Annotated in this window: 11 protein-coding genes and 5 pseudogenes; 6 read left to right on the top strand and 10 right to left on the bottom strand. The window is 59.9% G+C overall.

What is annotated here, in order from left to right:
• Window positions 1–204: 204 nt before the first annotated feature.
• Window positions 205–1339, bottom strand: a pseudogene (locus tag HF916_RS02865) (IS701 family transposase).
• Between the two features lie 126 nt (window positions 1340–1465).
• On the opposite strand from HF916_RS02865, the gene HF916_RS02870 reads away from it, so the two are divergent.
• The 4 genes and pseudogenes from HF916_RS02870 to HF916_RS02885 all read left to right on the top strand — a co-directional run.
• Window positions 1466–2599: an IS701 family transposase gene (locus HF916_RS02870; protein WP_168787738.1), complete on the top strand. Its 1134-nt coding sequence runs from the start codon at window positions 1466–1468 to the stop codon at window positions 2597–2599.
• Between the two features lie 281 nt (window positions 2600–2880).
• Window positions 2881–3692, top strand: a protein-coding gene (locus tag HF916_RS02875; RefSeq protein ID WP_168787739.1) for an IS5 family transposase whose coding sequence is annotated in 2 segments (ribosomal slippage) — window positions 2881–3220 and window positions 3220–3692 — 813 coding nt in all. Because the reading frame shifts where the segments join, the coding sequence is not laid out codon by codon here.
• 81 nt (window positions 3693–3773) lie between these two features.
• Entirely contained in the window at window positions 3774–5069 is a 1296-nt protein-coding gene (locus tag HF916_RS02880) for an IS701 family transposase (protein ID WP_168787740.1), read from the top strand.
• A 378-nt stretch (window positions 5070–5447) separates the two neighbouring features.
• Window positions 5448–6014 (top strand): annotated as a pseudogene (locus tag HF916_RS02885) (IS6 family transposase); the annotation flags it as partial.
• Between the two features lie 42 nt (window positions 6015–6056).
• Here the strand turns inward: HF916_RS02885 and HF916_RS02890 are convergent.
• Window positions 6057–6254: an acetyl-coenzyme A synthetase N-terminal domain-containing protein gene (locus HF916_RS02890; RefSeq protein WP_168787741.1), complete on the bottom strand. Its 198-nt coding sequence runs from the start codon at window positions 6252–6254 to the stop codon at window positions 6057–6059.
• A 308-nt stretch (window positions 6255–6562) separates the two neighbouring features.
• Between HF916_RS02890 and HF916_RS02895 the strand changes: the two genes are divergently transcribed.
• Window positions 6563–6733 (top strand): DUF2964 family protein, encoded by a 171-nt coding sequence (locus tag HF916_RS02895; protein ID WP_240975399.1) that lies wholly within the window; start codon window positions 6563–6565, stop codon window positions 6731–6733.
• A 252-nt stretch (window positions 6734–6985) separates the two neighbouring features.
• Here HF916_RS02895 and HF916_RS02900 read toward each other — a convergent pair whose 3' ends face one another.
• The 3 genes from HF916_RS02900 to HF916_RS02910 are packed head-to-tail and all read right to left on the bottom strand — an operon-like array spanning window position 6986 to window position 8174.
• Window positions 6986–7417 carry a hypothetical protein gene (locus HF916_RS02900; protein WP_168787742.1) on the bottom strand — a complete coding sequence of 144 codons (432 nt, stop codon included), beginning with the start codon at window positions 7415–7417 and terminating at the stop codon, window positions 6986–6988.
• 42 nt (window positions 7418–7459) lie between these two features.
• Entirely contained in the window at window positions 7460–7834 is a 375-nt protein-coding gene (locus HF916_RS02905) for a DUF3564 domain-containing protein (RefSeq protein WP_168787743.1), read from the bottom strand.
• A gap of 46 nt (window positions 7835–7880) precedes the next feature.
• Complete coding sequence (locus tag HF916_RS02910) at window positions 7881–8174, bottom strand: c-type cytochrome (protein WP_431311388.1); 294 nt, start codon at window positions 8172–8174, stop codon at window positions 7881–7883.
• 349 nt (window positions 8175–8523) lie between these two features.
• Here HF916_RS02910 and HF916_RS02915 point away from each other — a divergent pair.
• Window positions 8524–8800: pseudogene (locus tag HF916_RS02915) on the top strand (DUF1488 domain-containing protein); the annotation flags it as partial.
• A gap of 26 nt (window positions 8801–8826) precedes the next feature.
• On the opposite strand, the pseudogene HF916_RS02920 reads toward HF916_RS02915, so the two are convergent.
• From HF916_RS02920 to HF916_RS02940, 5 genes and pseudogenes are all read right to left on the bottom strand, one after another.
• Window positions 8827–9845 (bottom strand): annotated as a pseudogene (locus HF916_RS02920) (Acg family FMN-binding oxidoreductase).
• Window positions 9846–10187: 342 nt separating this feature from the next.
• Window positions 10188–10970, bottom strand: coding sequence for a helix-turn-helix domain-containing protein (locus HF916_RS02925; RefSeq protein WP_168787744.1), 783 nt, complete (start codon window positions 10968–10970; stop codon window positions 10188–10190).
• A complete protein-coding gene (locus HF916_RS02930; protein WP_168787745.1) occupies window positions 10963–11394 on the bottom strand; it encodes a response regulator in 432 nt (143 codons plus the stop codon). The genes HF916_RS02925 and HF916_RS02930 overlap by 8 nt, the downstream gene beginning before the upstream one ends.
• A gap of 185 nt (window positions 11395–11579) precedes the next feature.
• A pseudogene (locus HF916_RS02935) lies at window positions 11580–12065 on the bottom strand (response regulator); the annotation flags it as partial.
• Between the two features lie 58 nt (window positions 12066–12123).
• Window positions 12124–12843 (bottom strand): IS6 family transposase, encoded by a 720-nt coding sequence (locus HF916_RS02940; protein ID WP_168787746.1) that lies wholly within the window; start codon window positions 12841–12843, stop codon window positions 12124–12126.
• Window positions 12844–12863 lie beyond the last annotated feature (20 nt).

A 12863-nucleotide genomic window follows, 5' to 3' on the forward strand; every position in this document is an offset into this window, starting at 1 on the left:
GCCGATCCAGACACTTAGTACTACAGCCGTAGATGTGTTGAAGGCATCCCGCCGCGTCGTCGGTAATGACACTGCTGTGCGCGATACTGGTGTCGGCGCCGCCACATTGACCACGACATCACATGCTCGATGGAGTGGAGTGTTCGCCATATCAGGCGACACAGTAACCGGCGGATCTCCTGAACGCTGAGCGGGAGTAAACCTTCAGCAGTTTTTTTTGGCCTGCGCCCTCAGAGCAGCAAGCACCGCGTGCGCCAGCAACGCCAGCGTGATGTGACGATACCAGCCCTGCCAGCGACGTACCTCATACTGATCGAGGCCGCATTCGCCCTTGGCCGCCTCAAATCCGACCTCGATCTCCCAGCGTCTGCCAGCGACGTTGACCAGAGTCTGGCGGGTAACCATCCTGCGGGGTGCATAGACGACGTAATACGCGTGCTCGCGCTTCTCATCGAGGCTGCGCCGTACCAGCAGGTAATGTCCATAACGACGCTCGCCGGCGCTGACTTGCAAGCGCCATAGCGGGGTGAGTGCCCAGTCATACAGGCGCTCGCCCTTCGGCACCGATACCAGCCGAGAGGCGGCGCCATGCCTGGGGTGACAAGGCTTGCGCAATCCTGTCGGCGCGCACCGAGGTAGGGCCTTGCCACCACAGCGATTCGTTCTTCCTGACCGCCAGCACGAATGGTTGTGTGCGCGACTCGAGCCACAGCCGCAAGGGACGGTCGCCGCCGTACACCTCATCGCCGGTGACCCAGCCGCAGGGAACACCCGAAGCCAGCGCCCGCTCAAGCATCTGCCGCGCGAGTTGAGGCTTGGTTGCGAATTCCACCGTGTCGGGCACCCCCGCCGCCTGACAGCGACTGCGATCACCGATCCAGCCCTGCGGCATGTAGAGTTCCCGGTCGATAAATGCGCTGCCCTCGTTACCTGCGTAGCAGAGGAACACCCCGATCTGGCTGTTCTCGATGCGGCCTGCCGTGCCGCTGTACTGGCGCTGCACACCAGCAGAGTGCTCGCCCTTTTTGAGGAAGCCCGTTTCATCCACGATGAGGACCGCGTCACGCTCGCCGAGTTGCTCGACGACGTATTCGCGCAGAATGTCGCGGGCCGCGTCGGCATCCCATTGCGCTCGCTCGAGAAGGTGCTGAACACCATCGGGCGTGGCTTCGCCCATCCATTCCGCGAGTTGCCAGCCGTTCTTGCGTTCGGCTGTGCCTAGCAGACCTTTCAGATATGCCAGCGAACGCTGCCTCGGTTCTGCGCGTCTGAACAGGCCGGCGAGTCCCTCATGCAATACATCCAGTTCATGTTCCCACGCTTTAGCGATTTCATTCATAGGGTCTATACAAAGTAGTAGTACTAACTTAGTATAGGAAAAAATAACTACGGCTGTAATGTTAGTACTACAGCCGTAGATTTTTTACTATACTAACAAGATTTAGTGCTACTACATGAGAAAGCGATGCATTCGACGGCAATAGCGTGGGAGCGTGAACTGGAGGCGCTACATCAGCGGCTCGGAGAACTGTTCAGGCGACCCGAGCCCCGACATCGGTCTCTCGCTTACCTGAAGGGCCTGCTGGGCACAGTCGAGCGCAAGAACGGCTGGCAACTCGCCGAATGGATCGGCGAAGCAACGCCTGATGGCGTGCAGCACCTGCTCGAGCGGGCGCAATGGGATGCGGATGGCGCGCGCGATGTGCTCCGGGAGTACGTCGTTGAACAACTGGGCGAGCGCGACGCGGTGCTGATTGTGGACGAGACCGGCTTCGTCAAGAAGGGGCAGCACTCGGCCGGTGTGCAACGCCAGTACAGTGGCACCGCAGGCCGTATCGAGAACAGCCAGATCGGCGTGTTCCTCTGCTATGCCGGTCGCGGCGGCAGCGCGTTTATCGACCGCGAACTGTATGTGCCCAAGGCGTGGACCGATGACCGTGTGCGCTGCGAGGCAGCGGGCATTCCCAAGGCGGTGGAGTTTGCAACGAAGCCGCAGCTCGCGCGCAGCATGCTTGAGCGGGCGCTGGACGCAGGTGTGCCGTGCGGCTGGGTCACGGGTGATGAAGTCTACGGCGGCGACCGTCACCTGCGGCTGTGGCTCGAGTCGCGCGGCCAGTCTTTCGTACTGGCCGTCGCGAAGAACGAACCCCTGTGGTGGCAGGGTCCCGACTACGTACGGTCCGACCGGATCGCCGAAGCCTTGCCGGCACGGGCATGGCGACGCCTGTCAGCAGGTGCCGGCGCCAAAGGCGAGCGCCTGTATGACTGGGCGTTGACTCCGCTGTGGCGTCTGCAGATCACCACAGAAGAGCGCCGCTTCGGGCATTACCTGCTGGTGCGGCGCAGCCTGGACGAGCAACGCGAGCATGCGTATTACGTCGTATACGCCCCGCGCAGCAAAGCCACACGGCAAACCCTGGTCAACGTCGCGGGCCGCAGGTGGGAAATCGAAACCGGCTTCGAGGCAACCAAAGGCGAATGCGGGCTCGATCAATACGAGGTACGCCAATGGCAGGGCTGGTACCGTCACATCACGCTGGCGCTGCTGGCCCATGCCGCGCTCGTCACCCTGCGGGTGCGCGCCAAAAAAAACACCTGAAGATTCGGTGCCGCTCAGTGTGCAGGAGATCCGCCGGCTACTGTGCCGCCTCCTATGGCGCGGAGCTCACTCCATCGAGTACGTCCTGGCCTGGTCGGCATGGCGGCGCAGGCACCAGTACCGCGCCCAGCAGTGTCACTACCGGCGCCGCGGCTGCGTACCTCCTGCTTTGTTTTATCTACGGCTGTAGTATTAGAAGCTGTTGCGAAATTAAGTTTTGGGGCTGTTAACTTTTCCGACTTGGTGTTAACTTTCTGTCTTGTTTTGCCTGACAGGAAGCGATGCCGAAAGAACTGATAGACGACGAATTGTGGTCACTCATCGAACCGCTGCTGCCTGCGCGAGCACCGCGCAATCGCCAATATGCCGGTCGAAAACCGACACCGGACCGAGCCGTTCTAACCGGCATCGTATTCGTGTTGCGCTCGGGCATTGCGTGGAACCTGCTACCGCAAGAGATGGGATGCGGTTCGGGCACCGCCTGCTGGCGACGGCTCGTGGCATGGCAAGAAGCAGGAGTCTGGCAACGCATCCACGAAGCGTTGCTGGCCGAACTGCGTCGTCGTGGCGAAATCGACCTGTCACGAGTGCTTGTGGACAGCTCGTCGATTCGTGCGATGCTGGCGGGAAAAAAACCGGCCCGAATCCAACGGACCGGCGCAAGCTCGGCAGCAAACACCACCTCATCGTCGACGCGAAAGGCCTCCCGCTCGCGGTCATCCTGACCGGGGCGAACCGTCACGACGTCACCCAGCTTGATGCACTCGTCGATGCCATTCCACACATTCGCGGCAAGCGGGGACGTCCACTGCATAAACCGCAAATCGTTCAGGGCGACCGGGGCTACAGCTCGGAACCGCACCGGCAGCGTTTGAGAGAACGCGGCATCACGCCGGTACTCGCAAAGATTGGCTCGCCCCATGGCAGTGGCCTGGGTAAAACGCGTTGGCCAGTCGAGCGCTCGATTGCCTGGCTTCACTCGTTCCGACGCCTGAAGATTCGCTACGAACGCTATGCCCATGTCCATGAAGCCTTCCTGTCTCTGGCTTGTGCCTTGATTTGCTGGACGCGACTCAAGCCAATGTTTAACTAATTTCGCAACAGCTTCTTAGTTTTACTGTGTCATAAATTTATGCCATTATAGAACCTTCTTCAGATTTGGCATGAGGAAACAATGGACGCGAAATCGTCGTTCGATGAGTACCTGGAACATCTCTGTGAAGCGCTCGGACACAGCGATCGCAATGCAGGGCTGGTGGGGTACTGCCAAGGCTTGATGTTGCCGCTGCGGCGTAAGAGTGTTGAGCCGCTGGCCGCTCACCTTGAACCCGAACGTGTCAGCGCGCGCCACCAGTCCTTACATCACTTTGTTTCGAAGTCGGAATGGTCAGACGCTGCTTTGCTTGAGCAGGTCAGGCGTTGGGTATTGCCACACATGAATCCGGCCAACGGACTGTTCTGGATCATTGACGACACCGGCTTTCCGAAACAGGGCAAACATTCGGTAGGCGTCGCACGGCAATACTGCGGGCAGTTAGGAAAGCAGGACAACTGTCAGGTCGCAGTGAGCTTGTCGGTCGCCACGGAGGACGCCAGTTTGCCCGTCGCATACCAACTCTATTTGCCCCATGAATGGAGCGAAGATCCGGCACGATGTCAGCGCGCTGGCGTGCCTGATGAAATCGCGTTTTCGACCAAGCCGCAAATGGCGGCAACACAACTGCGTGAAGCGCGCGAAAGCGGCGCGCCTGACGGTATTGTGCTGGCAGACGCCGGTTACGGGAACGACAGTGTCTTCCGTGACGCCATCAGCGAACTGGGATTAACTTACGCAGTGGGCATTCAGTCCAGCGCCCGCGTCTGGGCTCCCGGCACGGCACCTCTGAGTGTTGAGCCGCCCATCGGGCAGCCTGGACGGCCGCGCAAACTGCTGCGCCGTGCGCCCGGTCACGAGCCAGTATCAGTCAAAGCGCTTGCGCGTGGTCTTGATGCTTCTTCCTACCGCATGATCAACTGGCGCGAAGGAACCCGCACCATCCTGAGTTCCAGATTTGCCGCTGTACGTGTACGGACATCGCACCGTGACTATTGGCGCGCTACACAGCGCGATGAGCAATGGCTCCTGATTGAATGGCCTCAGGGCGACCCTGAACCGGCTAAATATTGGCTCGCAACACTTCCGGAAGTGACGTCCCTCGAACGTCTGGTCAGTGTCGCGAAGATGCGCTGGCGTATCGAGCGCGACTACCAGGATCTGAAGCAGGAGTTCGGTCTGGGCCATTTCGAAGGCCGCAGTTGGCGTGGGTTTCACCATCATGCGTCGCTTTGCATCGCGGCCTACGGTTTTCTGGTTGCACAGCGCCTGATTCAGGGCGCTGGTAAAAAAAACTTCGCCATCGGCAGCCTCTTTACCTTACCCGACGATTATGTGCCACGGGGCTCCCCAGCGCGCCCAACGACATGTGGCTGATTCGATTGCCAGCTTGCGCTGGCGGCTCGCAGCCTACATCGCCCAACGCCTTCGACGATGTCCGTTCTGCTCTTCATCAAATATCTTGTGACACAGTAAAATTAGTGTTTTGCGTTAGACAGCTTCGTAACATGGAATGGAACGTCAAGGTTGCATTGGCATTCGAGTGTGATGACGAAACAGGTCGGACCGGGACTCACCAAGCCTGAGAACTTGTCAGAGACTAATGATCTCGTGGTGTGAATGAGGCGTGAGTCAGCGGATTTCATAGAAGGGGCCCGCAGTGAAGCAGACTGCAAAAAGGCCGAATGTAGAGCTGCAACCCATCCTGTCGATCAAAACACACGAAAGCCTGGCGCAAAGGGGGCCGTTCATGTAGACAAGTTCGGCACCAAATTCGCTCAGTGCGCGAAAGCGGCGCGGCGCAAGCCGGGCAGCGCATAGCATCTGGACGAAATGTTCGTGACTCTGCGCGGTGAGCCGTATCTGTTGTGGCGAGCGGTCGATGAGCATGGTGCTGAACTCGACGTGCTGGTACAGAAGCGGCGCGACAAGGCCGCGGCAAACCGCTTCTTCCGGAGGGTGTTGCGTTCAAACCCGGTGCCGCGCAAGATCGTTACCGACCAGTTGCGCAGCTATCCGGCGGCGAAGGCTGACATTCCGGAGCTCGCTCATGTGAAGCACGTCTTCGTCAAAGCGACTGCACGCGTGAACAGCCGTGCAGAGAACAGCCACAAGCCGACCCGCAGGCGCGAACGCCAGATGTGCGGCTTTCGCGATGCGCGTCGCGCGCAGGCGTTTCTCTCATGTTTCGGCCCGATCCGGCAGAACTTCGCGTTGCCCAGACATCAGATGAACGCGGCATGTCATCGTGCCGTGCTCCCGAAACGTTTCGCCACGTGGCATGGTTGGACTGTCACTGCCGCCGGCGACAAAATTATCTAATAAGGATAACTACTCGTAAGCCACGCAGGTTCGCTACGCCCGTCAACTTGACAGATCCTTTGTGAATGGTCGGCGCCACTCGAGATGCTCTCTGGCAAGGCGTGCCCAGAACGCTTCGTGATCGCGTTCGGCCTCTGCCACGAGAGCATGGTAAGCCTCCATGCCGTCGATGGTTGCGTGCTTGAGCGCGGGGATTTGCGGCGCCGTAGTGTTGAGTTGATTAAGCTCGATGGTAGACATCCAGTGTCTCACATGAAAATCAAAGATAAGGCGACGCCTGAAACGGCGAGTCGCCTAAAGGAAGGCTCTTGATGGCCGTGGTGCAGGTGCGTGAGTGTAGGTCAACTATGACGGCACGGCCGATCGTGCGGTTGATACAGATCAAGGGAAGGACTGAGGAGAGAGCGGCCGGTGCTTGATGCAAATCAATCGCAATACGTCCGACGGGGCGATGATGAGTTCGTCATTGACTGTTCGCGAATGTCACGCCGGTACGGAATCGCGTGCTTTGAGCATAGGGGGACATCATGGTCTAGGCAGAACCCAGAATCATCCTGGCAGCGGTGGCCGTTTTTACGGTATTGGCGGGTTTGGGTGCAACCATCCGCGGCTTGCTGTTCGACAGTCCAGCCTTTATCCACTGTGGCGCGCTGGCAATGGTTGCCGGCGTCGCCAGTTTCGTCGTCCTGCTGATGCCAACGACCGAAGACCACACGTAGCCCCTCGCGCGTGAAGCGCGTGCCTACGTCGGTGTCCGAGCTTTCGCCGCCTTGAGCGCAAGCCCGCTTCAACAGGCGCGGATCGCGTGGTTGCAGGGCGTGGCGCAACGGCTGCAGGATACGGTGGCGCTGTATGTGGCGTTGGGAGGAGGCTGGGATAGCGCGCAATGAGCCGGGGTGATGCGGTAATGCGGTTAGTACACGTTGATCGCTTCAGGCTTTGACCGCGCCGCATGCCGGAGCCGGCGTATCTCATGACGCCGCGCGTTCACTCGGTTCGAGCCGCAATGCGCCCCAGCCGAGCGGCGCAAACACGTGACCGCCCGCGAGTTCGACCTGCTCCACAAATGACTCGAGCGTGACGCCCGCCATGATATGAATCGGTGCATTGCCGACAAAACTTTGCGTACGCAGCCAAGGCATCTCGCCGCGATTGATTTCGTTGGCGCTGCGCTCCTTGCCGTCGTAGCCGAGATCGGGCGTATACAGCGGACCATCGAAGGCGACGGTCAGGATCTGCTTGGGATTGTCTGTATAAGGTGGGCCGGCATGCTTTTCATAAGGCACGCGTTCCCAGCCGTCGCCCCATTGCTGGTCGAGCGTCAAACGCGTGAAATAGGCCCAGGGCGCGCGCACGAAGCAGAGTCCGTACGCATGACCCGCGCCGTCAAGATTGGCGATCATTCCCACAGTAGCACCTCCTGCTGGTGGCAGTGTCGACAACGCTCACGGGTTGTCGTCGGCGGCGAAGATGCCGTCTTCCGGCTCCGTGTTCTCGTTGTCGACACATTGCACGTGCCAATGGCCCGTCATCAGCGATCTGCCCGCATCCGAGCACCATTGTGCGCGTCCGGTTTCGCCCTCGAATGGTCCAGCCGTGGTATTCAGATCGAGCCCTTCGAGTACGCAGCAGGGTGTCGAATCGTGCGGTCCGCAGATGAGCGTGTTGCCGCAATCGACGTGCAAGGCGCCCCATTCGGGCAGTTCGAGCCCCATATGACCCTCGCGTGACCATTGACGTGTTTCATTGTCGAGCCACAGGATGGCGAATGCCATCGGATTGACACGGTCGAACGTGTCGAGGTGGATGGTGAGGCGCATGAGATTCTCCGTACAATTCACGAATAGGTGCAAACGAACTGGATGGCTATTGACTCAAAACCCACTGAATCAACGTGTGAGCATCTTCGGGCGTCAACGGGCCGCCGCGATCCGCTGGCAGCGGCATTGCCATGTCGCCCCAGTGGGGCTTGCCGCCGAGTCGCAACTTGTGCTCAAGCATCACGCTGGCGTTTGGCACGTTGCGATAACGGTCCGCAATCTGCTGAAACGAAGGTGCGAGAAAAGGCGCGTCCCGGGTATGGCAGAACATGCAATGCTGTTGATCGACGAGTGCCGTCGGCTCGGACTGCGCAAGCGCTGCGCCGCTTGCTGCCAGCAACAGCGCAAGTGTGCTTGCAGTGAGATAGTGCGGGTGAGGGGCATTCACGAGACACGCTCCAGGACAGGTTCTGAGTTCAGTGTAGGGTCGGTGCCGCTCTCGCGGTTGACTCAAATCAATCGCCTTTCTCATACGCGCGGACGTCCGCTTTCCGGCGCCGGGCCCGAGAGGTCACTTGACCTGAGTCAAGCCTGATCGCCGGCGAAAATTGGGTGACCGGCAAACGAGGCCTATTCTGTTCACAGACGGGTGCCACGCGTGGCGGCACTATCTTCGCTTTGCCGCGCGGGCATTGCTGTCGCTCGCATGACGGCGCCTTAAGAGCCACGCCTATCTTCAGGCTGCGGTCATGAATATTCATTTTCCCCATGAACGTCCGGAATATTGCGCTCGCGATCTGGTCATCGCCTTTCCGGCAGAGATCGGCGGCGTGCGGGTTCAGTGCGTGATTACCGCGGAGACGCTCGAAGATCACTTTGGCGCAGCGTCGTTACGTGAAGACGACCTGATCGCCGCGTTCGATATTCATCGTTATCCGATCGAACAGGCCGGCGCGGCGTTTGCTGGACGAAGTGGGCGCCAAGCCGGTCATGCTGCACCGCGGCTACTTCCGCTTTGCGACTGAAGCGGCCGTCAGCCGGCCGCTTCGTCCCTACGACACGACTTCAGCAAGCAGACGCCGCGGCGAATGTGGGCCTGCCGACCGCGGCCGATACGCAGCAGCAATTGCGGCACACCGTCCAGATTCAGGGCGGCACGCAATGTGTCGCGCAGTGAAGCCACTTCGATCGGCGGATTCAGATAGGACGCCGTGATGCCCTCGTCCGCGGCGGTAAGCAGCACCCGTTCAAGCGCTTGACCTGCCGCCGGCCACGCTGCGGCATCGTCCGCTCCGGTGGCGATACACAGCAGTAGCGGCGAGCGTGTGATGGGCGGCCGCCATGCCGCCACCCAGGTCGAACGTGCGAATCACCGAACCTACCAGGGGCACCGCTAGATCGAGCAGGACACGCATGCCCGGCGACAACGCAGGCATGCCATCCTGACTGCGTTTCCGATGGATCCAGCTCGCGAGTTCGCGCCTGAAGCGCGGATCCTTGAATTGCGCCTGATCGGCTTCAGCGATCAGCGTGGCCAGGCGTTCGCGGATGCCCGCGTTTCCGGCGCAGACGATGTCCGCACCCTCGGCGGCGCCTGCTTCCTCGAGCCGCAACTGGAGTTCGACCGGGATGAGCTCGTCAGGGAAGGTTTCGCGGGTCGTGCCGCGCCGCGGCATTGCGTCGAATTGCGTTGCAAGGCTGGCGTCGCAACGGCCATCGCGCAAGATCCGCAAATGCGCCAGCACGTCCACGTCGGCAGGCGCGGGAAACAGCGTAATCGCGTAAGCAAGACCGAAGCGGCTCAGCGCAACGCGGAGATTGAACAGCGCCGCGCCACAACTGATGATCAGCTCGTGGTCAAAGGGACCGACCACCGGCAGCGCCCGCATACGTCCGCGCACAGCGTGACGCAGTCACCGTCGAAGATGAAGTGCCAGGGTTGCGCAATATGGTTGGATTGAGCCAGCACTGGGTATCGCAGTGCAAACCGCAGTTTTTCTTCGATGCCGGCATTCGGGTCGAGTTGATGCTCGTCGATGGACCAAGCCGTGGTCTGGGGAAGTGCGTTCATTCAGGGCCTCCTGCGCGTTTTCCGGATCGGTCGAACCGTGCATGCGCTGCCGGTTGTCGGATCACGTCGTTAAGCCATCGTGTCAGATGGCCTTATGCATGGCTTGACTCGGATCAAGCGCGGGTGGTGGTATTGCGGTTAAATGAATGACGGAACTCACGCAGCGCCTGTCCGGCCCGCTGCCGCGGTTCCGCGGTGCTATCGATCCGCTAAGCGCTGCATGAGCGCGAAAAAAAGGCGGCTAACTGCGCCGCCTGAACACGCCTTTTCCAAGGGATCGCGCGTAAAACTCCCTGTCAACCGAAGCTGCCGCGTCTGGCACCATGCATATCACGTCCGTGACTACACACGCGCGAGGCCTTCGAGGTCGAGAATCCTGATCTGTTTGCCATGCGTATCGACAAGGCCGTCCTTCTGAAATTTCGAAAACATGCGGCTGACGGTTTCGAGTTTCATCCCCAGATAGCTGCCGATCTCCTCCCGTGTCATGCGCAGATTGAATGTGGCCGGCGAGTAGCCGCGTGTCTTGAGCCTTCCTGACAGGTTCAGCAGGAATGCGGCGACCCGCTGGTCGGCGGACATCGTGCCGAGCAGCATCATCAGTGTCGCCTCGCGAACGATCTCGCCGCCCATCAGACGATGGACGTGCTGCTGCACCACCTTCACCTCGCGGCACATGACTTCGAGCAGATGAAACGGGATGATGCAGACGTTACTGTCCTCGACGGCGATCGCGTCGCAGCTGTGCTTGCCTGAACATACGCCGTCGAGACCGAGCGAATCGCCGGGCAGATGAAAGCCGGTGACCTGTTCGCGACCGTCGCGATGCATGACGATGGTCTTGAACGAACCGGCGCGGACCGCATAGATACTCTGGAACGAATCGTTGGCGCGGTATAGCGATTCACCCTGTTTGATCGTGCGCGAAATGCACATCAGCGACTCCATGCGGTCCAGTTCGGCTGGAGTCAGGCCTTGTGGCATGCAGATCGAGTGCAGCGAGCAGCTCGAGCTGCGCGCAGCGGGGCGACCCGGGAGTGACGATGCGAGCGCGGAATGGCCTGACGCTGGCAGTGGGACACGCTGCAGCGACGTGATTTCAGAACATTCGGCGACGTCAGACATGATGTGCTCCTGTGTAATTGAGGCCACGTGCACAACGCGCGTGGGCAATCCGCGTGATCGTGTCGCATGCAAGATCGAACTCACTGGTCTTGTCGAAGAAGTACTGCGCGCCAGCCGCGAGGCATGCCTGCCTGAACCACGCACTTGAGTGATTCGTCAGCACGATCGTGATCACCGGCGACATGCTCTGCGCGATGCTCTGCAGCAGTTCCATACCGGTGCCACCGGTCAGGCGAAAATCCATGACCACAACGTCGGCTTCAAAGGCAACGATTCCAGCGAGCGCGGCGCCTGGTTCCTCGGCTTGGCCGACAATCTCGACACCGTCGATTGCGACGAAGCGCGCCACCATCCGTTGTCTGATCGGGATCGTGTCTTCAACGAGGAAAACGCGCAGTGCTTGCTGGGACGGGCTTGAGTTCATGGTTCGAAGTATCGGCCGCGCTGTCTCAAAATAAAATCGGCGGCGAACGAACTTCGGGTAGGTGAGCGCGAAGGCGTGTAGGGAATTTCCCACACACGGCGAATGCGAAGGTGGAGGTAGCCGCGCGACCGGCGAATTGATGTGACGATTCGATCTAGCTATGCGGCCCGTGCGCCGCCCCGGAACTAGATTTCGTCGTCTTCTCCGAGCAGCTTGTGGCGCAGCGCGTAACGCACCAGCGCGGCTTCGTGCGGCATCTGCATTTTTTCGAGGATACGCGTTTTATAGGTACTCACCGTCTTGCTGCTGACACACAACTCCGTGGCGATTTCGGTCAGGGTCTGCCCTGTGGCGATGCGGCGGAACACATCGAACTCCCGGTCGGAAAGGCGCTGATGAGGCAACGTGTCGGCAGGCTCGTTCAGGCTCTGCGCAAAACGCTCGGCCATCGCGAGGCTCACATAGACGCCTCCGGATGCGACTTTGGTGACAGCAGCGACCAGTTCGGCGCTGGCACTTTCCTTGGTTAGATACCCTGATGCGCCCGCCTTGAAAGCGCGTACCGCGTACTGCTGCTCCGCATGCATGGTGAGCACGAGGATCCGCAGTGCCGGCTTTTCGTCCTTGATCTGCTTGATCAGTTCGATGCCGTTTCTGCCCGGCATCGACAGAGGTTGTGTCGCGGTAAGGACGATGCGATGATCAGTCCCCTGAGATGAAGAGGATTGCTTACATCACGAGAGAATAGAATTGTTCGGCTGCAGTCGATGCAACGCCATCGTCACACATCTGTCCCTTGCGAATCATGTGCGCGATCTCTATGCCAGACAGGATGATGCGCGCACACCGGAAATCCTTGAACCCCATCATCGGTTTGATGATGCGTTTGATGGCCCGGTGATCCTGCTCGACGACGTTGTTCAGGTATTTGTTTTGCCGGACCTTGATCGGCGTTGAACGCTCGGCATTGAGCGCTTCAAGTGCAGCCAGATTCGCGCCGCTCCTGTCCACGGTAATTGTCTCGGGCTCACCGTTCTGTTCAATCGCCTTCTCGAAGTAGCGGCGAGCAGCGGCCTTATCACGATGGGCCCGCAGCAGGAAATCCACCGTGTTGCCCGCCTTGTCGACGGCGCGGTACAAGTATTTCCATTGGCCTTTGACCTTGACGTAGGTCTCATCAACGCGCCAGCTCTTGCCGACAGGCCGTTTGCGTTTGCGGAATGCTTTTTCAAACACCGGCAGCAGCTTGATAACCCACCGGTGCACGCTCGAATGATCCACCTCGATACCCCGCTCGGCCATCATTTCCTCGAGGTTACGCAGGCTCAGTGAGTACGCCACGTACCACCGGACGCACAGCAGGATCACGTCCAGCGGGTAGTGCAGCCGCTTCAGTACCTTGCCAATGCCAGCGGGCAGCGTCTTGCGCGGCGAGTTCGTCTTTGCCATCATGCTTGTCATGCGTTGCG

The sequence above is a fragment of the Paraburkholderia aromaticivorans genome, from assembly GCF_012689525.1.
Lineage (GTDB): Bacteria > Pseudomonadota > Gammaproteobacteria > Burkholderiales > Burkholderiaceae > Paraburkholderia > Paraburkholderia aromaticivorans_A.